The organism is Kitasatospora sp. NPDC005748 (assembly GCF_040630735.1).
Taxonomy (GTDB): Bacteria; Actinomycetota; Actinomycetes; order Streptomycetales; family Streptomycetaceae; genus Kitasatospora.
This window is the reverse complement of sequence record NZ_JBEXYD010000003.1, coordinates 177,683-198,407: the sequence shown is the minus strand read 5'-3', so window position 1 is coordinate 198,407 and position 20,725 is coordinate 177,683. Positions and strand designations below refer to the sequence as shown.

Below are 20,725 nucleotides of genomic sequence, written 5' to 3'. Positions count from 1 at the left end.
CCGGTCGTCTCGCCTTTCGTATCACGGACTGAAATGCGGGGCCGCCGGTTCCGGCCACTCCTTACACTGGGTGGCGTGATCTCTCGAATCGACCTGCGCGGATCCCTCGACGACCCGCGCGACCTGCTGCCCCGTGCCGACTTCGACGTCGCGGCCGCCCTGGAGACGGTGCGCCCGATCGCCGAGGACGTGCATCATCGCGGGGTCGCGGCGCTGATCGACATCACCGAGCGTTTCGACGGCGTGCGGCTGGAGTCCACCCGGGTGCCCGCCGAGCAGCTCGCCGAGGCCCTGGAGACGCTGGACCCGAAGGTCCGCGCCGCGCTGGAGGAGTCGATCCGCCGCGCCCGCCTCGTCCACGCCGACCAGCGCCGCACCGGGCACACCACCCAGGTCGTGCCGGGCGGCACGGTCACCCAGCGCTGGGTGCCGGTGGACCGGGTCGGCCTGTACGTGCCGGGCGGCCTCGCCGTCTACCCGTCCTCCGTCGTGATGAACGTGGTGCCCGCGCAGGAGGCCGGGGTGACCGGCATCGCGGTGACCTCGCCGCCGCAGAAGGCCTTCGGCGGCCGGGTGCACCCGACGATCCTGGCGGCCTGCGCGCTGCTCGGCGTCACCGAGGTGTACGCGGTCGGCGGCGCCCAGGCGGTCGCCATGTTCGCGCTCGGCACCGAGGAGTGCGAGCCGGTCAACATGGTCACCGGTCCGGGCAACATCTACGTGGCGGCGGCCAAGCGGTACTTCGCGGGCCGGATCGGCATCGACTCCGAGGCCGGTCCGACCGAGATCGCCGTCCTCGCCGACGACAGCGCCGACCCGGCGGAGGTCGCGGCCGACCTGATCAGCCAGGCCGAGCACGGCCCGACCTCCGGCTCGGTACTGGTCACCGACTCGCCCGAGCTGGCCGAGGCGGTCGAGGCCGAGCTGAAGACGCAGGTCGCCCGGACGAAGCACAGCGCGCGGGTGGCCGAGGCGCTGGGCGGCCGGCAGTCCGGCGTCATCCTGGTCGACGACCTGACGCAGGGCCTGGCGGTGGTGAACGCCTACGCCGCCGAGCACCTGGAGATCCAGACCCGGGACGCCCACGCGGTCGCCGACCGGGTCCGCAACGCCGGCGCGATCTTCATCGGCCGCTACACCCCGGTCTCGCTGGGCGACTACGCGGCCGGCTCCAACCACGTGCTGCCGACCGGCGGCTGCGCCTGCCACTCCTCCGGACTCTCCGTGCAGACCTTCCTGCGCGGCGTCCAGGTCGTCGAGTACGACCGGGAGGCGCTGGCCGGCATCGCCGCGCACGTCGTCAACCTCGCGGACGCCGAGGACCTCCCCGGTCACGGCGACGCCGTCAAGGCACGTTTCGTGGGAGACGAACAGAACTGGCACAGCGACTGGACGGTTCCCCGCTCGTGAAGATCGACGACCTCCCCATCCGCGACGAACTGCGCGGACAGTCCCCGTACGGCGCACCGCAGTTGGACGTCCCCGTCCAGCTGAACACCAACGAGAACCCGTACCCGCTGCCCGCGGAGCTGGTGGCCCGGATCGCCGAGCGGGTGGCCGAGGCCGCCCGCGGCCTCAACCGCTACCCCGACCGGGACGCGGTCGAGCTGCGCGAGGGCCTGGCCGCCTACCTGACCACGACGACCGGTTTCGCGCGCACCCGCGAGCAGGTCTGGGCCGCCAACGGCTCCAACGAGATCCTGCAGCAGCTGCTCCAGACCTTCGGCGGCCCCGGCCGCACGGCGCTGGGCTTCGAGCCCTCCTACTCGATGCACGCGCTGATCTCCCGGGGCACCGGCACCGGCTGGCTCTCCGGGCCGCGCAACGCGGACTTCACCATCGACGTGGACGCCGCCGTCGCGGCGATCGCCGAGCACCGGCCGAACGTCGTCTTCGTCTGCTCGCCGAACAACCCGACCGGCACCGCCGTCGCCGCCGACGTGGTGCTGCGGCTCTACGACGCCGCGCAGGCCGCCCGGCCCAGCCTGGTGGTCGTGGACGAGGCGTACGTCGAGTTCTCGCACCGCGCCTCGCTGCTGCCGCTGCTGGAGGGCCGCCCCAACCTGGTGGTCACCCGCACCATGTCCAAGGCCTTCGGCGCGGCGGGCCTGCGGCTGGGCTACCTGGCCGCCGACGCGGCCGTGGTGGACGCGGTGCAGCTGGTCCGGCTGCCGTACCACCTGTCGGCCGTCACCCAGGCCACCGCGCTGGCCTGCCTGGAGCACACCGACACCCTGCTCGGGTACGTGGGCCGGCTCAAGGCCGAGCGGGACCGGCTGGTCGACGCGCTGCGCGGGCTGGGCCTGGAGGTGACCGAGTCGGACGCCAACTTCGTCCAGTTCGGCCGCTTCGCGGACACCCACGCCGTCTGGCAGGCGATCCTCGACCGGGGCGTCCTGGTCCGGGACAACGGCGTGCCCGGGTGGCTGCGCGTCACCGCCGGCACCCCGGCCGAGAACGACGCCTTCCTGGACGCCGTCCGCTCCGCCCTCCCGTCGCCCGCCCCCACCCCCGCAGCGGCGCGCTCCGCGCGCGCGGCCAGTCAGGAGCTGTAACCCGCATGCCCCGCATCGGACGCGTTGAACGCACCACCAAGGAGACCTCGGTCCTGGTCGAGATCGATCTCGACGGCACCGGCCGGACCGAGATCTCCACGGGCGTCGGGTTCTACGACCACATGCTCGACCAGCTCGGCCGCCACGGCCTCTTCGACCTCACCGTGAAGACCGACGGCGACCTGCACATCGACACCCACCACACCATCGAGGACACCGCCCTCGCGCTGGGCGCCGCCTTCAAGCAGGCGCTCGGCGACAAGGTCGGCATCTACCGGTTCGGCAACTGCACGGTGCCGCTGGACGAGTCGCTCGCCCAGGTCACGGTGGACCTCTCCGGCCGCCCCTACCTGGTGCACACCGAGCCGGAGTCGATGGCGCCGATGATCGGCAGCTACGACACCACCATGACCCGGCACATCCTGGAGTCCTTCGTGGCCCAGGCGCAGGTCGCCCTGCACGTCCACGTGCCGTACGGGCGAAACGCGCACCACATCGTGGAGTGCCAGTTCAAGGCGCTGGCCCGGGCCTTGCGCTACGCCTCCGAGCGCGACCCGCGCGCGGTCGGCATCCTCCCCTCGACCAAGGGTGCGCTGTGAGCAAGTCCGCGATCGTCCTTCTCTTCGTCGGCCTGTTCCTGGCCGGCGGCGTCATCTCGTTCTGGAAGCAGAAGATCCCGAAGGGCGTCATCGCCGTGCTCGCCATAGGCTCGGTGCTCTGCCTGGCCTCCGGCCTCATGCGGCTGTAGACCCGCCCCCGGCGCCGCCCCGCGGGACGGCGCCGCACAGAGCCGCTTCGGAACAGCCGAGAGACTTGGACACCTGAACATGGGCAAGAACGTCGTCGTACTCGACTACGGGTCGGGCAACCTCCGCTCGGCCCAGCGCGCCGTCGAGCGCACCGGCGCGACCGTCACCGTCACGTCGGACTTCCAGGCCGCGATGGACGCGGACGGCCTGCTCGTCCCCGGCGTCGGGGCCTTCGAGGCCTGCATGCGCGGGTTGAAGGCCGTCCGCGGCGAGCAGATCATCGGCCGCCGCCTCGCCGGCGGCCGCCCGGTGCTGGGCATCTGCGTCGGCATGCAGATCCTCTTCGAGAAGGGGGTCGAGCACGGCGTGGAGACGCCCGGCTGCGACGAGTGGCCGGGCACCGTCGAGCCGCTGGACGCGCCGGTCGTCCCGCACATGGGCTGGAACACCGTCGACGCCCCCGAGGGCAGCCGGCTCTTCGCCGGCCTGGACGCCGACACCCGCTTCTACTTCGTGCACTCCTACGCGGTGCGCCGCTGGGAGCTGGAGGTCCACAGCGCGCGGCTGCACGCCCCGCTGGTGACCTGGGCCACGCACGGGCAGCCGTTCGTCGCGGCCGTCGAGAACGGCCCGCTCTGGGCCACCCAGTTCCACCCCGAGAAGTCCGGCGACGCCGGCGCCGCCCTCCTGACCAACTGGGTCAACACCCTCTGACGATCTGAGAGTTGCCACCATCATGAGCCGCCTCGAACTGCTCCCCGCCGTCGACGTCCGGGACGGCCAGGCCGTCCGCCTGGTCAAGGGAGCCTCCGGCACCGAGACCTCCTTCGGCGAGCCGCTCGCCGCCGCCCTCGCCTGGCAGAACGCCGGTGCCGAGTGGCTCCACCTGGTCGACCTGGACGCCGCGTTCGGCACCGGCAGCAACCGCGACCTGCTCCGTGAGGTGACCGCCGCGCTGGACATCAAGGTCGAGCTGTCCGGCGGCATCCGCGACGACGAGTCGCTGGCCGCGGCCCTCGCCACCGGCTGCACCCGGGTCAACCTGGGCACCGCCGCCCTGGAGAGCCCCGAGTGGGTCGCCAAGGTCATCGCCGAGCACGGCGACAAGATCGCCGTCGGCCTGGACGTGGTCGGCACCACCCTGCGCGGCCGCGGCTGGACCCGCGACGGCGGCCAGCTCTTCGACGTGCTGGCCCGCCTGGACGCCGAGGGCTGCGCCCGCTACGTGGTCACCGACGTCAACCGGGACGGCACCCTGACCGGCCCCAACCTGCGGCTGCTGCGCGACGTCTGCGCCGCCACCGACAAGCCGGTGGTTGCCTCCGGCGGCGTCTCCTCGCTGGACGACCTGCGCGCCATCGCCTCTCTCGTCGGCGAGGGTGTCGAGGGAGCCATCGTGGGCAAGGCACTCTACGAGCAGAAGTTCACCCTCGAAGAGGCCCTGGAGGCGGTTTCAGGATGACGGAACGTCAGGTCGTACGCGGTCGGGTGGCCGGGTTCTCCCCCAAGGAGGACGAGTTCGGCTACTCGCGGGCGGTCGCCGCGGGAGACCACGTGCACGTGGCCGGCTCCACCGCCTGGGTGGACGGGAAGATCGAGCACGAGGGCGACCCGTACCTGCAGACCCTCGCCGCGTTCGGCGTGGGCCTCAAGGCCCTGGCCGCGTACGGCCTGACGACGGACGATGTGGTCCGTACCCGGATGTACATCACCCACTCCCGCGACGCCGACGAGGTGGGCCGCGCCCACCGCGCGCTCTTCGACGCCGCCCGCCCGGCGGCCACCATGGTGGTGGTCGACGGCCTGATCGACTCCCGGATGATGGTCGAGGTCGAACTCGACGCCTACCGCGCCGGGCTCGCACGCACTCTGGAAGGCAAACAGCCGTGACCCTCGCCGTACGTGTCATCCCCTGCCTGGACGTCGACGCCGGCCGGGTGGTGAAGGGCGTCAACTTCCAGAACCTGCGCGACGCCGGTGACCCCGTCGAGATGGCCAAGCTGTACGACGCCGAGGGTGCCGACGAGCTGACCTTCCTCGACATCACCGCCTCCTCCGGCGACCGCGAGACCACCTACGACGTGGTCCGCCGCACCGCAGAGCAGGTCTTCATCCCGCTCACCGTCGGCGGCGGCATCCGGGCCGTCGACGACGTCGACAGGCTGCTGCGGGCCGGGGCGGACAAGGTGGGCGTCAACACCGCGGCCATCGCCCGCCCGGAGCTGGTCCGGGAGATCGCCCAGCGCTTCGGCCGGCAGGTGCTGGTGCTGTCGGTGGACGCCCGGCGCTGCCCCGAGGGCACCGAGACCGCCTCGGGCTTCGAGGTCACCACGCACGGCGGGCGCCGCGGCACCGGCCTGGACGCCGTCGAGTGGGCGGGCCGCGCGGCCGAGCTGGGCGCGGGCGAGATCCTGCTCAACTCGATGGACGCGGACGGCACCAAGGACGGCTACGACCTGGAGCTGGTCCGGGCCGTCCGCAAGACCGTGGCCGTCCCGGTGATCGCCTCCGGCGGCGCCGGCAAGCTCGCCGACTTCGCCCCGGCGGTGGAGGCCGGCGCGGACGCCGTCCTGGCCGCCAGCGTCTTCCACTTCGGCGACCTGCGGATCGGCGAGGTCAAGGACGCGCTGCGGGCGGCCGGGCACCCCGTCCGCTGAGGACGCGCCGCCCGGGCCGCCCGGGTGCGCGGCCGGCCCGGGCGGCTCCGCTCAGGCGTCCTGCCGCGGGTCGCCCTTGATCAGGGCGAACGGCGCGCCGAACGGGTCCGCCAGCCACGCGATCCGGCCGACCTCCGGGACGTCCGCGGCGGGCATCAGCACCGCGCCGCCGGCCGACTGGGCGCGGCGCACCAGCTCGTCCACCGTGTCGGTGGCGAAGTACGGCGTCCAGGACGGCGGCTGCCCCTCGTCCCTCACCGGGGCGACGCCGCCGAAGCTGGTGGCCCGCAGGTCGCCCTCGGCGGGGGAGAGCACCAGGTACGTCATCCCCGGGGCCGGGAACTTCTCGTTGCGCCAGCCGAAGACCTTCTCGTAGAAGCCGAATCCGGCCTCCGTGTCGGTGGTGTGCAGCTCGGACCAGACCAGCGCGTTGTCCGCGGACACCGCGTCCAGGCCCTTGGTGGTGCCGGCCTGCCAGATCGCGAACTGCGCGCCCTGCGGGTCGGTCAGCTGGGCCATCCGCCCGGCGTCCATGACGTCGAACGGCGCGGCCCGGACGGTGCCGCCGGCCTGCTCGACGGCCCTGGCGGTGGCGTCCGCGTCCGCGGTCTTGAAGTACGTCGTCCAGGCGGACTTCGCACCCTCCTCGGTGAGCGGCCCGATCGCGCCCACGGTCTTGCCGTCGGCCTGCAGGAAGCCGTAGCCGCCCGTCTCCGGGCCGAGGTCCTGGAACGTCCAGCCGAACACCGCGCCGTAGAAGGCGGCGGCCGCGGCCGGGTCCGGACTGCCGAGGTCGATCCAGCAGGGCGAGCCGATGGGAAAGTCGGTGGTGAGCATGAGGTGGTGCTCCTTCGACGGAAAGACGGCCGGGCGGCGTTCCGGAGGCGCGGCCGCGCCTCTTCCCGGCCCGTTGCGAGTCTGCACCCCGCCACTGACATCCGCAGCCGGGGCGGCCGCGGGCACGTCCCCGCGGCCGCCCGCCCGGGCCCTACCCCCGGGCCGCCGGCAGCGGGAACAGGTGGTGCAGCGCGGCGAGCGCGTCCGGCGGGCCGTCCACCGACAGCTCGGTGCGGGCGCCCCGGCCGTGGACGAACAGCACCAGCTCGCCCGGCTCGCCGGTGATCCGCACCGTCGGCGCCCCCGCGGGGCCGGCCGTCAGGCTCCGGCCGTCCGGGTGGCACAGCTCCAGCCGGGCGGGGGAGCGGCGGCCCTCCAGCCGGGCGAGCAGCGGCAGGCGGCGCCAGAGCGCCTCGGCCCGCCCGGGCGGCACCGGCCGCGCCTGCCACGGGTCGCCCGCCCGCAGGACGTCCTCGGCGTGCACGAAGTACTCCACGGTGTTCGCCGCCTCGTCGGCGCCGGGCAGCGCGAAGGGGGAGAGCAGTGGCGGGCCGGCGCGGAACGTCCGCAGCAACTCCTCGTACGGGCGCTTGGCGTAGCCGGTGCGCACCCGCTCGGTCCAGCCGGCCAGCGGGCCGATCCGGATGCCGGCGGCGGCGTCCGGCCGGTGCTCGCGCAGGACCAGGTGGGCGGCGAGGTCGCGGGTGGTCCACCCGGCGCAGAGGGTGGGGGCGTCCGGTCCGGCGGCGGCGAGGAGTCCGGCCAGCCGGTGGCGCTCGGCGAGGGCGTGGTTCGACATGCGGACAGCCTAGGGGCCCGGCCCCGGGCCGGGCCGTCAGCGCAGGTGTCCGGAGAGCCGGACGCCGCCCGGGCGGTTGCTCGCCGTCAGGGTGCAGGTGAAGTCCCGCCAGCCCTGCTGGTAGTAGGTCATGGACGGACCGAACGGGTACCCGTAGTAGGGGCCGCCGCCGCCCTGGCGGGCCTCGGCGGCGGCCTGCGCCGGCTGGCAGCCCTCCCGCATCGCCTTGCCGATCTGGCTGTCGCCGGTCAGCCCGTCCGGCAGCAGCAGGTCGGCGATCGCCTCGCCGTCGTGCTCGCCCTCGCAGGGGCGGGCCTCCGGCTTGGTGACCGTCTTGTTCAGCTGCGGGTGGTCGAAGCAGGAGCCCACCGGGAGGAAGGTGTACGGCACCGTCCTGGTCGGTGTCGGGGTGGGGGTCGGGGTGGGCGTGGGCGTCGGGGCGGCCGTGCTGGGAGCGGGCGGCGGCGCCGGCGCGACCGGCTTCTTCTCGGGCCAGAGCAGCACGGTGGCCACCACCGCGAGCAGGACGGCCAGCACCGCCGAGACGGCGAGGACCAGGCCCCGCGACGGACGGGAGGCGGCTGCGGGGGGCTGCTCGGAGGTCATGGCCACGAGGATGGCCCACTCCGGGGCCCGGTGACAGGCGGTTGGCACAACTCGTACGAGCAGACCGGTCCGGTGCGGCCGAGCGGAGCCCGGCCGCGGACGGGGGTCGGTTAGGCTCGCCCCGGCACGACACGATCCCAGGAGTTGCGGATGCGCGTCGGAATCACCGGTCACCACGGCCTGTCGGGTGGCATCACCGAGATGCTGGTCCGCGGGGACCTCTGGACCCTCGTCACCACCTTCGGCTCCTACGACCTGGTCGGCGTCACCTGCGCCGGCGAGGGCCCGGAGAGCTGGTTCGCCCGGTCCGTGCTGGACCACGGCGGCAAGCTGGAGGTGATCGTCCCCGCCGGGGCGGCGCCGGTGGGCCGCGCCGAGGACCGGCACCGGGGCACCCGGCTGCGGCTGATGAACGAGGCCGGCGCCGTCCACCGGCTCGCCGCCGTCGAGCACGGCGGCCTCGGCGACGACACCGCCCGCGCCCTGGTCGGCATGGTCGACGAGGTGATCGCGGTCTGGGACGGCGAGCCCGGCAGCGAGCCCGCCCACGTCGCCGAACTGGCCCGGCGGGCCGGGCTGTTCGTCCACCGGATCTGGCCGCAGGGCTGCGAGCGGCCCGCCTGAGCCGCGGCCGGGGGCGGGCCGGACCCGCCGCCGCGCGGGCCGGGCCGCGATCCGGACGGCGGCCCGGCGGCCGGGGCCGGGCTGACACAATGGCCCCATGTCCACCACACCCGCCGCCCCCGGCTCCACCGCCCTGGCCCCCGAGATCGCCGCCCGGCTCAAGCGCACCGACGACGGCCTGCTCCCGGCCGTCGCGCAGCAGTACGACACCGGCGAGGTGCTGATGCTGGGGTGGATGGACGACGAGGCGCTGCACCGCACCCTCACCACCGGCCGCTGCACCTACTGGAGCCGCAGCCGCCGGGAGTACTGGGTCAAGGGCGACACCTCGGGCCACGTCCAGCGGGTCGTCTCGGTGGCGCTGGACTGCGACGGCGACACCCTGCTCGTCAAGGTCGACCAGAGCGGCGCGGCCTGCCACACCGGCGACCGCACCTGCTTCGACGCCGACGTGCTCCCGCTCGCCTGATCCCCCAGCCCACCACGACCAGAAGGTGCCGCCCGCCATGGACCTCGAAGCCTTCCGCAAGCTCGCCGTCGACACCCGGGTCATCCCGGTCACCCGCAGGCTCCTCGCGGACGGCCTCACCCCGATCGGCCTCTACCGCAGCCTCGCCGGCGAGCGCCCCGGCACCTTCCTGCTGGAGTCCGCGGAGCAGGGCCGCAGCTGGTCCCGCTACTCCTTCGTGGGCGTGCGCAGCGCCGCCACGCTGACCGCCGGCGCCGACGGCAACGCCCGCTGGCTCGGCGCCCCGCCGGTCGGCATCCCCACCACCGGCGACCCGCTCCAGGTGCTGCGCGCCGCGCTGGAGGCGCTGCACACCCCGCGCCGCACCGACGACGGCCTGCCCCCGCTGACCGGCGGCCTGGTCGGCTACCTCGGCTACGACGTCGTCCGCCGGCTGGAGAAGCTGCCCGACCTCAACCCGGACGACCTGCGGCTCCCCGAGCTGACCATGCTGCTCGCCACCGACCTCGCCGTGCTCGACCACGCCGACGGCACGGTGCTGCTGATCGCCAACGCGGTCAACCACAACGACCTGGCCAGCGGCGTCGACGAGGCCTACGCGGACGCGGTGGCCCGCCTCGACGCGATGGAGGCCGACCTGCTGAAGCCGGTCGACCCCGGCCTCGCCACCTTCACCCCGGCCGGCCCCGGGGAGGTCCGCTCGCCGTTCGGCGGCGCGCCGTACCGGGCGGCCGTGGAGGAGATCAAGGAGCGGATCCGGGCCGGCGAGGCCTTCCAGGTGGTGCCCTCGCAGCGGTTCGAGGCGCCCTGCCCGGCCTCCGCGCTGGACGTCTACCGGGTGCTGCGCACCACCAACCCCAGCCCCTACATGTACCTGTTCCGCTTCCCCGGTCCGGACGGCGCCGCCGAGGGCGGCTTCGACGTGGTCGGCTCCAGCCCCGAGGCGCTGGTCAAGGTCACCGAGGGCGAGGCGATGCTGCACCCGATCGCCGGTACCCGGCACCGCGGCGCCACCCCGCACGAGGACGCCGAGCTGGCCGCCGAGCTGCTCGCCGACCCCAAGGAGCGGGCCGAGCACCTGATGCTGGTCGACCTCGGCCGCAACGACCTCGGGCGGGTCTGCGAGCCGGGCAGCGTCGAGGTGGTCGACTTCATGCAGATCGAGCGGTACAGCCACGTCATGCACATCGTCTCGACGGTCACCGGGCGGGTGGCGCCCGGCCGGACCGCGTTCGACGTGCTGACCGCCTGCTTCCCGGCCGGGACGCTCTCCGGCGCGCCGAAGCCGCGCGCGATGCGCATCATCGAGGAGCTGGAGCCCACCCGTCGGGGCCTGTACGGCGGCTGCGTCGGCTACCTGGACTTCGCCGGGGACTCCGACACCGCGATCGCGATCCGCACCGCCGTCCTGCGCGACGGCACCGCCTACGTCCAGGCGGGCGCGGGCGTGGTCGCCGACTCGGACCCGCACGGCGAGGACACCGAGTGCCGCAACAAGGCCGCCGCCGTCCTGCGCGCCGTGGCGACCGCCAACACCCTGCGCACGCCGACGCTCTAGCGACGCCCAGCAGCGAGGAGGCCACCATGTCGGACGACCGGCAGCCCACCGGATCGGCCTGGGACGTCCTGGCGGGCACCCGGCTGCCGCCCGGCCACCGGGTGGAGATCACCGCCGGGAAGGTCACCATGACGCCGCGCACGGCCGCCTCGGCGGCGATCGCGCGGGCCGTCGCCGCGCAGGCCGGGGAGCAGTCGGCCGGGCGCGGCACGGTGCTGGCCCAGGCCGTCGTGGACTTCCCGTCCGCGCGGTACGGCTACGCGCCGGACGTGGCCCTGGTCGCCCCGGGCGCGCGCCCCGGGGCCGGGGGCCGGTACGGCTGGCGCGACCTGGAGGCGGTGCTGGAGGCCGTCCCGCGCGGTCAGCAGGACGAGGACTTCGTGCGCAAGCACCGCTTCTACGCGGAGTGCGGGATCCCGCTGTACGTGCTGGTGGACCCGGCGGAGGCGGTCTGCACGGTGTACAGCGCGCCGCAGCCGGCCGGGACGTACCGGGAGGCGGAGCGGGTGCCGTTCGGCAACGACCTGTTCCTGCCGCTGGCGGGGCGGACCCTGGTGCTGCGGACCGACGACTTTCCGGTCGAGTCGCCGACCCCGGGTGCGGAGCCGGGCGGCGGCCGGGGGATAGTGGACGGGTGAGCGTTCCTACCCAGTCGCGTGCCGAAGCCGTATCCGCCGCCCCCGCCAGGTCCGGGCGCCGTACGCTCGGCCTGATGCTGCTGCTGACCGTGCTGGGCGCGGTGCTGGTGCTGACCGCCGTCGGCCGGGTCTGGGCCGACGGCGTGGCCGGCACCCTGGAGGTGTCCGTCACCGGCAGCCGGATCTCCGAACTGCCCGGCGGGCTGGCCCTGGTGGCGATGGCGGCGGCGCTGGCGGTGTTCGCGGTGCGCGGCGCCGGCCGGATCGCCGTCGGCCTGCTCACCCTGCTGGCCGGCCTCGGCGCGGCGGCGACCGCGGCCGCGGGGGCGGGCGACAGCGCCGCGCTGGACGGCGAGGCGGCCCGCAAGCTGGCGCTCTCCGGCACCACCGCCACCGAGGTCGGCCACACCGGCTGGCCCTGGGTGGCCCTGGTCGGCGGGCTGCTGCTGGCCCTGGCCGGGCTGCTGGTCGTCCGGTACGGGCGGAGTTGGCCGGCCATGGGCAGCCGCTACGACGCCCCCACCCGGACGGCGCCGGCGAAGGCGGCCGAGACGCCGGCGGACCTCTGGAAGGCGCTCGACCGCGGCGAGGACCCGACCGCGGGCTGACCCGCCCCCGCCCCGCCCCCGATGTGACCCGATAGACGAGCACCCCCTTTGGGCCGACGGTGTGTGGCCCGGCACAATGGAACACGTCAACCCGCCAGGGGCCCGCCGGGGCCCGGCCGGGCCCCGGAGAACCAAGGAGCACCGCAGATGTCGGCAGCAGCACACGGCCACAACCCCGCCGCCTGGACCGGCGTGACCATCTCCTTCGTCGGCTTCGCGATCGCGGGCGTGGCGATGATCCTCCCGTCGGTGCCGGTCGTCTGGGGCGGCCTGGCGGTCGTCGTGCTGGGCGGCGTGATCGGCAAGGCCATGTCGATGGCCGGCATGGGCAAGCAGCCCAGCCCGCACGTCGAGACCGTGGAGGACCGCGCCGCGGCCGCCGCCGTCGTCGCCGCCGCCTGACGAAGCCCCGCGCGGTACCGAACGGCGGGCGCCACGCCCGCCGTTTCGTCGTCCCGGCCGGAACGTTTCGCCGCCGGAGGCCGTTTCGTGCCCCCGGCGGCCGCGTCGTACCGGCACAATCGTGGGCGTGAACGCCGCACCCCTCGTCTCCGCCCGGCCGTCCGTCCTGCGCCGGCTCGGTCCGCCGCTGGCCGCCCTGGCCGCGGCGGCCGTCCCCACCGTGTACCTCGCGGTGGTCGACCCGAACGCCCCCGGCCACTACCCGACCTGCCCGTTCCTGGCGGCCACCGGCTGGTGGTGCCCGGGCTGCGGCGGCCTGCGCTGCGTCCACGCCCTCGCCCACGGCGACCTCAGCGGCGCGCTGCACGACAACGCGGCCGCGGTGCTGCTCTTCGCGGTGCTGGCGCTGCTCTGGGTGCGCTGGGTGTGGGCGGCGCTGACCGGGGGACCGGCGCCCCGGGTCGCGCTGGGCGCCCGCCGCTGGGCGCTGGTCGCGCTGCTGGTCCTGGTGTTCACCGTGGTGCGCAACCTGTCGGTGGGCGTGGGGCTGGCGCCGCCGCTGATCTGACCCGGCGCGGTGTGGACGGTGTGAAGCCGCAGTTGGGAGGCGTGTCGGGGGGCATGTCGGGGGGCGTCCGTTCCGCGAGACGCGCGCCGGGTGGATGCGCCTCGCGCTCCCCGGTGCCGATACCATCGAAGGGCCGGCGGGCCCATTGGCCGTCCGGCTCCTCGCTAGCAGAACTAGCAGAACTGATGGGGGCGCTCGCGTGAGTGTGCTCGACACGATCATCGAAGGGGTCCGCGAGGACCTCGCCGAGCGGCAGGCCGAGGTCTCACTGGACCAGCTCAAGGAGCTCGCCGCCAAGGCCCCGGACGCCAAGGACGGCGTCGCCGCCCTCAAGGGCGACGGGGTGCGGGTGATCTGCGAGGTCAAGCGCTCCAGCCCGTCCAAGGGAGCGCTGGCCGCCATCGCCGATCCGGCCGCCCTGGCGACCGACTACGCGGCGGGCGGCGCCGCGGCGATCAGCGTGCTGACCGAGCAGCGCCGCTTCGGCGGCTCGCTGGCGGACCTGGACGCCGTCCGCGCCGCGGTGGACACCCCGCTGCTGCGCAAGGACTTCATCGTCACCGCCTACCAGCTCTGGGAGGCCCGCGCGCACGGCGCCGACCTCGCGCTGCTGATCGTCGCCGCGCTCGACCAGCCGGCCCTGGTGTCGCTGATCGAGCGTGCCGAGTCGATCGGCCTCACCCCGCTGGTCGAGGTGCACGACGAGGAGGAGATCGCCCGCGCGGTGGACGCCGGTGCGAAGATCATCGGCGTGAACGCCCGCAACCTCAAGACCCTTGAGGTGGACCGCAACACCTTCGGCAACATCGTGCACGCGATCCCGTCCCACGTGGTCAAGATCGCCGAGTCCGGTGTGCGCGGCCCGCTGGACGTCATCTCCTACGCCAACCTGGGCGCCGACGCGGTGCTGGTCGGCGAGACCCTGGTGACCGGCCGGGACCCGCGCGCCGCGGTGGCCGACCTGGTCGCCGCCGGTGCGCACCCCGCCCTGCGGCACAAGGACTGATCCCGCCGCCATGAAACTCGCCTCCCGTCTCGCTCCCGGTTGCCGCCCGCGCGGCTGCCGCGCGCCCGCACGCCGGGTGCTGGGCAGGCGGGTGCGCTACGTGATCGGCTGCGAGCCCGGGCAGGTGCAGGGCCGCCGATGGCGCAGGACGCACGGCCGCTAGGCCGTTCCGACGTCACTGCCGTCATCTGCGAGAAGGACTCCACCATGTCCGAGAAGGACTACCTGCCCGGCGCCGAGGTGCCGGACGCCCGCGGTTACTTCGGCGCCTACGGGGGCCGCTTCATCCCGGAGGCGCTGGTCGCCGCCGTCGAACAGGTCGCCGACGAGTACGAGAAGGCCAAGGCCGACCCGGCCTTCGCGGCCGAGCTGGACGGGCTGCTGAAGGACTACACCGGCCGCCCCTCCCCGCTGACCGATGTGCACCGCTTCTCCGCCGAGGCGGGCGGCGCGCGCGTCCTGCTCAAGCGCGAGGACCTCAACCACACCGGCTCGCACAAGATCAACAACGTGCTGGGCCAGGCCCTGCTGACCCGGCGGATGGGCAAGACCCGGATCATCGCCGAGACCGGCGCCGGCCAGCACGGCGTGGCCACCGCCACCGCCTGCGCGCTGTTCGGCTTCGACTGCACCATCTACATGGGCGAGGTCGACACCCAGCGCCAGGCGCTGAACGTGGCGCGGATGCGGATGCTCGGCGCCGAGGTGGTGTCCGTGACCTCCGGCAGCCGCACCCTCAAGGACGCCATCAACGAGGCGTTCCGCGACTGGGTCGCCAACGTGGACTCCACCCACTACCTGTTCGGCACGGTGGCCGGCCCGCACCCGTTCCCGATGATGGTCCGCGACTTCCACCGGGTCATCGGCGTCGAGGCCCGCGAGCAGGTGCTGGAGCGGACCGGACGGCTGCCGGACGCCGTGGTCGCCTGCGTCGGCGGCGGCTCCAACGCGATGGGCATCTTCCACGAGTTCATCCCGGACGCCGCGGTGCGCCTGATCGGCTGCGAGGCGGCCGGCGAGGGCGCCGAGACCCCGAAGCACGCCGCCACCCTCACCAAGGGCGACCCCGGGGTGCTGCACGGCTCGCGCACCTACGTCCTGCAGGACGAGGACGGCCAGACCATCGAGTCGCACTCCATCTCGGCCGGTCTGGACTACCCGGGCGTCGGCCCGGAGCACGCCTGGCTGAAGGACACCGGCCGGGCCGAGTACCGCCCGGTCACCGACGACGCCGCCATGCAGGCCCTGCGGCTGCTGTCCCGCACCGAGGGCATCATCCCGGCCATCGAGAGCGCCCACGCGCTGGCCGGCGCCCTGGAGCTGGGCCGCGAACTCGGACCGGAGGCCACCATCCTGGTCTCGCTCTCCGGGCGCGGCGACAAGGACATGCACACCGCGGCCGAGTACTTCGGCCTGTACGACGAGACCGGCGGCAAGGCGGCCGGCAACGCCGGCGACGGCACCGGCAACGGGGGTAAGTGACCATGGCTTCGAAGCTCAGTGACGTCCTGGCCGGGGCCAAGGCGGAGAACCGCGCCGCGCTGATCGGCTACCTGCCGGCCGGCTTCCCGACCGTCGACGGCGGCGTGCGCGCCGTCAACGCGCTGATCGAGGGCGGCTGCGACGTCGTCGAGATCGGTCTGCCGCACTCCGACCCGGTCCTGGACGGCCCGACCATCCAGACCGCCGACGACATCGCGCTGCGGGCCGGGGTGAAGATCAAGGACGTGCTGCGCACCGTCCAGGAGGTGGCCACCGCCCACCCCGCGGCGGCGGTGCTGGTCATGACCTACTGGAACCCGGTCGACCGCTACGGCACGGCGCGCTTCGCCGCCGACCTGGCCGCCGCCGGCGGGGCCGGCTGCATCCTGCCGGACCTGCCGGTCGAGGAGTCCGAGGAGTGGCGCAAGGCGGCGGGCGAGCACGGCCTCGACACCGTCTTCGTGGTCGCCCCCAGCAGCAGGGACAAGCGCCTCGCCGAGGTCACCGCGGCGGGCTCCGGCTTCGTCTACGCGGCCGCGGTGATGGGGGTGACCGGTACCCGGGCGCAGGTCGGCAACCTCGCCGAGGACCTGGTCGCCCGGACCAGGGCCACCACCGACCTGCCGGTCTGCGTCGGCCTCGGCGTCTCGACCGCCGCCCAGGCCGCCGAGGTGGCGGGCTTCGCGGACGGCGTGATCGTCGGCTCGGCCTTCGTCCAGCGGATCCTGGACGCCGACGGGGACGAGCCGGCCGCGCTGGCCGCCGTCCGCGAGCTGGCCGGCGAGCTGGCCCGGGGCGTCCGCCGCCGGTAGGCACCCGCGTCCGACACCGACGGCCCGTCGCCCCCACCGGAGGGGGCGGCGGGCCGTCGGCGTGCCCGGCCGGACCCGAACGGGTGAACAAGGCGGCTCCGACGCATCAGGTGGGGTTGACCGGCGTTGAGTGGAGGGACGAGTGCACGAACCACGTGTACGCGGGCGTGAAGCGAACGGAAGGGGTCCGCCGGTGCCGGGTCTGCAGCGAGCCGTCCTGCTGCGGGCGGCGGCCGCCGTGCTGGCCCTGTCCGCGGCGGTCGGGGCGGACACCGCGGTGGGACACGCGCTGGCCAGGCGGGGGGCGGAGCGGGCCGAGCGGGACGCGTACGTCTGCGCCGAGGCGGCCCGGGTGGACGCGGTGGCGCGGGCGACGCGCTCGGCGCACGAGAGCCGCCCGGACCTCCACGACCCCGGGCGCCCGCCGGGCTGCGACCCGAACGGGCACTAGAACACATTCGGGCAGAACGCCATCAGACGTCACTCATCCGGCTTAATTCCTGAATATGGAGGAACCACCCTTCATCCCTTACGGTTCCTCAGGAAGTGAACGTGTTTCCCGAGGGGGGTTTCCCGATGGCCGGCCCGGCAGCGCACCTCAGCCAGACCGAGCCGGCGGCCCGGCGTCCGTGGCCGGCCTGGACGGAGTGGATCGGCACCGCCGCCCGGCTCGGCCTCGCCGTGGTCTGGGGCTGGGCCGGACTGGCCAAGATCGCCGATCCGGCGGAGGCGGCCCAGGCGGTCCGCGCGTACGAGATCCTGCCCGAGTCGCTGGTCAAGCCGGTCGGCTACGCCCTGCCCTTCCTGGAGCTGGCGCTCGCGCTGCTGCTGGTGATCGGGCTCGGTGTCCGGCTGGTCGCGGGCGTGTCGGCGCTGCTGCTGCTCGCCTTCATCGCCGGGATCGCCTCGGCCTGGGCGCGCGGCATCTCGATCGACTGCGGCTGCTTCGGCGGCGGCGGGGCGGTGGACGCCTCGCAGACCGAGTACCTCCAGGAGATCCTGCGCGACACCGGGTTCCTGCTCCTGGCCGGCTGGCTGATCTGGCGCCCCCGCACCAAGTTCTCGGTGGACGGCTGGCTGGCGGCCTGAGCGGCCGCGGGCACCCATCCCCACACCCCTTTCCCCGCTAGTGGATGTCAAGGCGAACAGTGGATGTCAAGGCGATGAGCGAGAAGAACCGAGAAGGCAAGCGCACCGCCCGCGAGCGGATGCTGGCGGACCGGGCGGCCGACGAGGCCCGCGGCCGGCGCAAGAAGAAGCTGGTGATCGGCGGTGTGGTGCTGGCGGTGATCGCCGCCGCCGTGGTGACCGGCGTCGTGGTGCAGAACGAGCGCTCCAAGCCGGAGACCCCGACCGCCGCGCCGGCCGGCACCATCGGCGACAAGAACCTCGTCGTCCCGGTGGGCGCCGCCGACGCCCCGGCCGTGCTCACCGTCTACGAGGACCCGCGCTGCCCCGCCTGCGGCACCTTCGAGCGTGAATTCGCCTCCACCATCGACCAGTTGGAAGACGCGGGCAAGATCTACACCAACTACCACATCGTCTCGTTCATCGACCGGGCGGTGCCCGGCAAGGGCTCCAAGTACGGGGCCAACGCGCTGGGCTGCGCCCAGCAGGCCGGGCACTTCCGCGACTACCACGACGTGCTCTACCGCAACCAGCCGGACGAGACCAACGACGCCTTCGGCGACAAGGCCACCCTGATCAACCTCGCCAAGCAGGTCGACGGCCTGGCCACGCCGGCCTTCGAGGCCTGCGTCAACGACAACACCTACGGCGGCTGGGTCTCCGCGGTGCAGCAGGACTTCGACAAGTCCAGCTACAAGTCGACGCCGACGGTGCTGCTCAACGGCCAGCCGATCTACCCGAAGAACGGCAACGAGGAGATCACCCCGCAGAACCTGGTCACGTGGGTGGACGCCGCCAACCAGGGCAAGAAGCTGGGCACACCGGGTTCGCACGGGCAGTCCCCTGCGCCGACCGGCACCGCGCCGGAGAGCAACAACCCGTCGCCGAAAGCCGGCTGAGGCCGGCCCCGGCCGGTCGCCCGCCGCCCCTCCCCGTCCGGAGCGGGCGGCGGTGCGTCCGGCGTCCGGCCCGGCGTCCGGCACCCTGTTGTTCGGGATCTGTGACCCGCGGGGTGACCGGGGCGGGCCGCCGACCCTGTAGCGTCGGAGCTGCCATGGATATCGCCTACATTCCCAGCCCGTCGCGGGGTGTCCTCTACATCGGACCGATCCCGCTGCGCGCCTACGCCTTCTGCATCATCCTCGGTGTCGTCGTCGCCGTCTGGCTCGGCAGCAAGCGCTGGGTCGCCCGTGGTGGCGGCAAGCACACGGTCGGCGACATCGCCGTCTGGGCCGTGCCGTTCGGCCTGGTCGGCGGCCGGCTCTACCACGTGATCACCGACAACCAGCTCTACTTCGGCGAGGGGAAGAACCCCTGGAACGCCTTCAAGATCTGGGAGGGCGGCCTCGGGATCTGGGGTGCGATCGCGTTCGGCGCGGTCGGTGCCTGGATCGGTGCCCGCCGCCGGGGCGTGCCGCTGCCCGCCTACGCCGACGCCATCGCGCCGGGCATCGCGCTGGCCCAGGCGCTCGGCCGCTGGGGCAACTGGTTCAACCAGGAGCTGTACGGCCGGGAGACCACGCTGCCGTGGGGCCTGGAGATCGACAAGACGCTGCCCAACGGCGAGGTGGTCACCGGGATCTACCACCCGACCTTCCTCTACGAGTCGCTCTGGTGCGTGGGCGTCGCGGCGCTGGTGATCTGGGCGGACCGCCGGTTCACCCTCGGCCACGGCCGGGCCTTCGCGCTGTACGTGGCCGCGTACACGGTCGGCCGGTTCTGGACCGAGTGGCTGCGGATCGACGAGGCGCACACCTTCTTCGGGCTGCGGCTCAACGACTGGGTGGCGATCGCGGTCTTCATCTCCGCCGTCGTCTACCTCGTGATCGTCGGCAAGAAGCACCCCGGCCGGGAGGACCCGGCGACCATCGACCCGACCGCGACCGGCCCGTCCGACGCCGCCGAGCCCGTGGAGGCTCCGGGTTCCTCGGATGACAGCCCGGCGTCTCGCCCCTCGGACAAAAAGGTGGACGGCGAGTCGGCCCGGTCCGTCGCCGGGAGTGCCGACAAGGACGCCAAGAACCTCACCTGACCAGCTCTTTCCCCTGCCACCGGCCGTTCTCCCGACTTCCGCGGAGGGCGGCCGGAGGTGTGTTCGGACAGCCTTACTTTGCTGGAAGTGCCCAGGCCGGAAGGACTACGTTCGGGTCGTCGGACGATCGGACGGAGACCCGGGACCGTGAGCGTGACCACCCTTGAACCCGAGGCCGGGCAACACCCCCGCGTGCCCGCCGCAGGGCACCACCGCGATGTGAACGGCGGCTGGCTGCGGCCGGCGGTGTTCGGTGCGATGGACGGGCTGGTCTCCAACTTCGCGCTGATGACCGGCGTCGTCGGGGGCGCGGCCTCCAGCGGCACGGTGGTGATCACCGGCCTCGCCGGTCTGGCGGCCGGTGCCTGCTCGATGGCGGCGGGGGAGTACACCTCGGTGGCCTCGCAGCGCGAGCTGGTGCAGGCGGAGATCGAGGCCGAGCGGCTGGAGCTGCGCCGCAACCCGCAGGGCGAGCTGGCCGAGCTGGCCGAGCTCTACGCCTCGCGCGGGGTCGATCCGGAGCTGGCGCGCGAGGTGGCCCGGCAGCTCTCCGCGGATCCGGAGCGGACCCTGGAGGTCCACGCCCGGGAGGAGCTGGGGGTGGACCCCAACGACCTGCCCTCGCCGTGGGTCGCGGCCGGGTCCTCGTTCGTCTGCTTCGCGGTCGGCGCGCTGCTGCCGCTGCTGCCGTACCTGCTGGGCGCCACCTCGCTGCTGCCCGCGGTGCTGCTCGCGACGGGCGGCCTCTTCCTCTGCGGTGCGGTGGTCGCCCGAGTGACGGCGCGGACCTGGTGGTTCAGCGGGCTGCGGCAGCTGGTGCTGGGCGGAGCGGCGGCCGCGGTGACGTATCTGCTGGGCATGCTCATCGGCGGGCAGGTCGGCTGACCGGGGCCCACCGGGGCCGCTGACCGGGGCCCGCCAGGGGTCTGGGGCGGCCGGGGCCGGGGAATCGTCGATTGCTACAGCAGGCTGCATGGTTATGCCGTGCAGCGCGTGACGTTCCGCACATGGGCCCGGTTGTGCGGTCGCCCTAGTATCGGCCGAAGAGCCGCCGGTCCGAGGATTCCTTCGGTCCGATCGGCCCCGGAGGATCGAATCGCAGGCGCGATCGTGGCGATCTTGTCGACGGGGGATTTCGGTCCCGTTTCGGTCCTCCGCGGCACGGGCACACTGGAGGGAGCGCGCAGTCGGCAAA

General features: G+C 73.9%; 26 protein-coding genes. 23 read left to right on the top strand and 3 right to left on the bottom strand.

The annotated features are described in order from the left end of the window. Window positions 1-75: 75 nt before the first annotated feature. The 8 genes from hisD (at window position 76) to hisF (ending at window position 5,961) form a co-directional block, all read left to right on the top strand. Entirely contained in the window at window positions 76-1,410 is a 1,335-nt protein-coding gene (gene hisD, locus ABZ495_RS04025) for a histidinol dehydrogenase (protein WP_352287180.1), read from the top strand. Beyond that, window positions 1,407-2,555: a histidinol-phosphate transaminase gene (locus ABZ495_RS04020; protein ID WP_329487227.1), complete on the top strand. Its 1,149-nt coding sequence runs from the start codon at window positions 1,407-1,409 to the stop codon at window positions 2,553-2,555. Before hisD ends, ABZ495_RS04020 begins: the two co-directional genes overlap by 4 nt. 5 nt (window positions 2,556-2,560) lie before the next feature. Further along, a complete protein-coding gene (gene hisB, locus ABZ495_RS04015) occupies window positions 2,561-3,154 on the top strand; it encodes an imidazoleglycerol-phosphate dehydratase HisB (RefSeq protein WP_359834313.1) in 594 nt (197 codons plus the stop codon). Then, complete coding sequence (locus ABZ495_RS04010) at window positions 3,151-3,303, top strand: hypothetical protein (protein ID WP_329487225.1); 153 nt, start codon at window positions 3,151-3,153, stop codon at window positions 3,301-3,303. Before hisB ends, ABZ495_RS04010 begins: the two co-directional genes overlap by 4 nt. A 79-nt stretch (window positions 3,304-3,382) precedes the next feature. Continuing rightward, window positions 3,383-4,018, top strand: coding sequence for an imidazole glycerol phosphate synthase subunit HisH (gene hisH, locus ABZ495_RS04005; RefSeq protein WP_329487224.1), 636 nt, complete (start codon window positions 3,383-3,385; stop codon window positions 4,016-4,018). Window positions 4,019-4,040: 22 nt separating this feature from the next. After that, the gene (priA, locus tag ABZ495_RS04000) at window positions 4,041-4,766 is read left to right on the top strand and encodes a bifunctional 1-(5-phosphoribosyl)-5-((5-phosphoribosylamino)methylideneamino)imidazole-4-carboxamide isomerase/phosphoribosylanthranilate isomerase PriA (protein ID WP_359834310.1); all 726 of its coding nucleotides are present in this window, start codon (window positions 4,041-4,043) and stop codon (window positions 4,764-4,766) included. Further along, window positions 4,763-5,194, top strand: coding sequence for a Rid family hydrolase (locus ABZ495_RS03995; RefSeq protein WP_329487222.1), 432 nt, complete (start codon window positions 4,763-4,765; stop codon window positions 5,192-5,194). The genes priA and ABZ495_RS03995 overlap by 4 nt, the downstream gene beginning before the upstream one ends. After that, the gene (gene hisF, locus ABZ495_RS03990) at window positions 5,191-5,961 is read left to right on the top strand and encodes an imidazole glycerol phosphate synthase subunit HisF (protein WP_329487221.1); all 771 of its coding nucleotides are present in this window, start codon (window positions 5,191-5,193) and stop codon (window positions 5,959-5,961) included. The genes ABZ495_RS03995 and hisF overlap by 4 nt, the downstream gene beginning before the upstream one ends. Before the next feature lie 51 nt (window positions 5,962-6,012). Here hisF and ABZ495_RS03985 read toward each other — a convergent pair whose 3' ends face one another. The 3 genes from ABZ495_RS03985 to ABZ495_RS03975 form a co-directional block, all read right to left on the bottom strand. Continuing rightward, complete coding sequence (locus ABZ495_RS03985; protein WP_359802480.1) at window positions 6,013-6,798, bottom strand: VOC family protein; 786 nt, start codon at window positions 6,796-6,798, stop codon at window positions 6,013-6,015. Between the two features lie 151 nt (window positions 6,799-6,949). Continuing rightward, window positions 6,950-7,597 carry a TIGR03085 family metal-binding protein gene (locus ABZ495_RS03980; protein WP_359834308.1) on the bottom strand — a complete coding sequence of 216 codons (648 nt, stop codon included), beginning with the start codon at window positions 7,595-7,597 and terminating at the stop codon, window positions 6,950-6,952. A 36-nt stretch (window positions 7,598-7,633) separates the two neighbouring features. Beyond that, complete coding sequence (locus ABZ495_RS03975; protein ID WP_359802475.1) at window positions 7,634-8,203, bottom strand: hypothetical protein; 570 nt, start codon at window positions 8,201-8,203, stop codon at window positions 7,634-7,636. Between the two features lie 150 nt (window positions 8,204-8,353). On the opposite strand from ABZ495_RS03975, the gene ABZ495_RS03970 reads away from it, so the two are divergent. The 15 genes from ABZ495_RS03970 (at window position 8,354) to ABZ495_RS03900 (ending at window position 20,415) form a co-directional block, all read left to right on the top strand. Further along, window positions 8,354-8,827, top strand: a complete 474-nt coding sequence (locus ABZ495_RS03970; RefSeq protein ID WP_359834307.1) for a hypothetical protein — start codon at window positions 8,354-8,356, stop codon at window positions 8,825-8,827. 97 nt (window positions 8,828-8,924) lie between these two features. Beyond that, window positions 8,925-9,296, top strand: a complete 372-nt coding sequence (gene hisI, locus ABZ495_RS03965) for a phosphoribosyl-AMP cyclohydrolase (protein ID WP_329487216.1) — start codon at window positions 8,925-8,927, stop codon at window positions 9,294-9,296. Window positions 9,297-9,333: 37 nt separating this feature from the next. Beyond that, window positions 9,334-10,854, top strand: a complete 1,521-nt coding sequence (locus ABZ495_RS03960; RefSeq protein ID WP_329487215.1) for an anthranilate synthase component I — start codon at window positions 9,334-9,336, stop codon at window positions 10,852-10,854. A gap of 26 nt (window positions 10,855-10,880) precedes the next feature. Then, entirely contained in the window at window positions 10,881-11,492 is a 612-nt protein-coding gene (locus tag ABZ495_RS03955) for a Uma2 family endonuclease (protein ID WP_359802469.1), read from the top strand. Beyond that, window positions 11,489-12,100, top strand: coding sequence for a TIGR02234 family membrane protein (locus ABZ495_RS03950; protein ID WP_329487213.1), 612 nt, complete (start codon window positions 11,489-11,491; stop codon window positions 12,098-12,100). Before ABZ495_RS03955 ends, ABZ495_RS03950 begins: the two co-directional genes overlap by 4 nt. Before the next feature lie 147 nt (window positions 12,101-12,247). Beyond that, window positions 12,248-12,502: an HGxxPAAW family protein gene (locus ABZ495_RS03945; RefSeq protein WP_352287201.1), complete on the top strand. Its 255-nt coding sequence runs from the start codon at window positions 12,248-12,250 to the stop codon at window positions 12,500-12,502. Between the two features lie 127 nt (window positions 12,503-12,629). Then, the gene (locus ABZ495_RS03940) at window positions 12,630-13,070 is read left to right on the top strand and encodes a DUF2752 domain-containing protein (protein WP_352287203.1); all 441 of its coding nucleotides are present in this window, start codon (window positions 12,630-12,632) and stop codon (window positions 13,068-13,070) included. 199 nt (window positions 13,071-13,269) lie between these two features. Continuing rightward, window positions 13,270-14,076, top strand: coding sequence for an indole-3-glycerol phosphate synthase TrpC (trpC, locus tag ABZ495_RS03935; protein WP_329487210.1), 807 nt, complete (start codon window positions 13,270-13,272; stop codon window positions 14,074-14,076). Between the two features lie 207 nt (window positions 14,077-14,283). After that, window positions 14,284-15,558: a tryptophan synthase subunit beta gene (gene trpB, locus ABZ495_RS03930; RefSeq protein ID WP_359802465.1), complete on the top strand. Its 1,275-nt coding sequence runs from the start codon at window positions 14,284-14,286 to the stop codon at window positions 15,556-15,558. Window positions 15,559-15,560: 2 nt separating this feature from the next. After that, window positions 15,561-16,370 (top strand): tryptophan synthase subunit alpha, encoded by an 810-nt coding sequence (trpA, locus tag ABZ495_RS03925; protein WP_329487208.1) that lies wholly within the window; start codon window positions 15,561-15,563, stop codon window positions 16,368-16,370. A gap of 193 nt (window positions 16,371-16,563) precedes the next feature. Further along, window positions 16,564-16,821, top strand: a complete 258-nt coding sequence (locus ABZ495_RS03920) for a hypothetical protein (RefSeq protein ID WP_359802462.1) — start codon at window positions 16,564-16,566, stop codon at window positions 16,819-16,821. A gap of 125 nt (window positions 16,822-16,946) precedes the next feature. Then, complete coding sequence (locus ABZ495_RS03915) at window positions 16,947-17,459, top strand: MauE/DoxX family redox-associated membrane protein (RefSeq protein ID WP_329487206.1); 513 nt, start codon at window positions 16,947-16,949, stop codon at window positions 17,457-17,459. A 74-nt stretch (window positions 17,460-17,533) separates the two neighbouring features. Continuing rightward, entirely contained in the window at window positions 17,534-18,397 is an 864-nt protein-coding gene (locus ABZ495_RS03910) for a thioredoxin domain-containing protein (RefSeq protein ID WP_359802460.1), read from the top strand. A 155-nt stretch (window positions 18,398-18,552) separates the two neighbouring features. Beyond that, window positions 18,553-19,530, top strand: a complete 978-nt coding sequence (lgt, locus tag ABZ495_RS03905; protein WP_359834305.1) for a prolipoprotein diacylglyceryl transferase — start codon at window positions 18,553-18,555, stop codon at window positions 19,528-19,530. A 153-nt stretch (window positions 19,531-19,683) separates the two neighbouring features. Then, window positions 19,684-20,415 (top strand): VIT1/CCC1 transporter family protein, encoded by a 732-nt coding sequence (locus ABZ495_RS03900; RefSeq protein WP_329487203.1) that lies wholly within the window; start codon window positions 19,684-19,686, stop codon window positions 20,413-20,415. The last annotated feature ends 310 nt before the right edge of the window (window positions 20,416-20,725 follow it).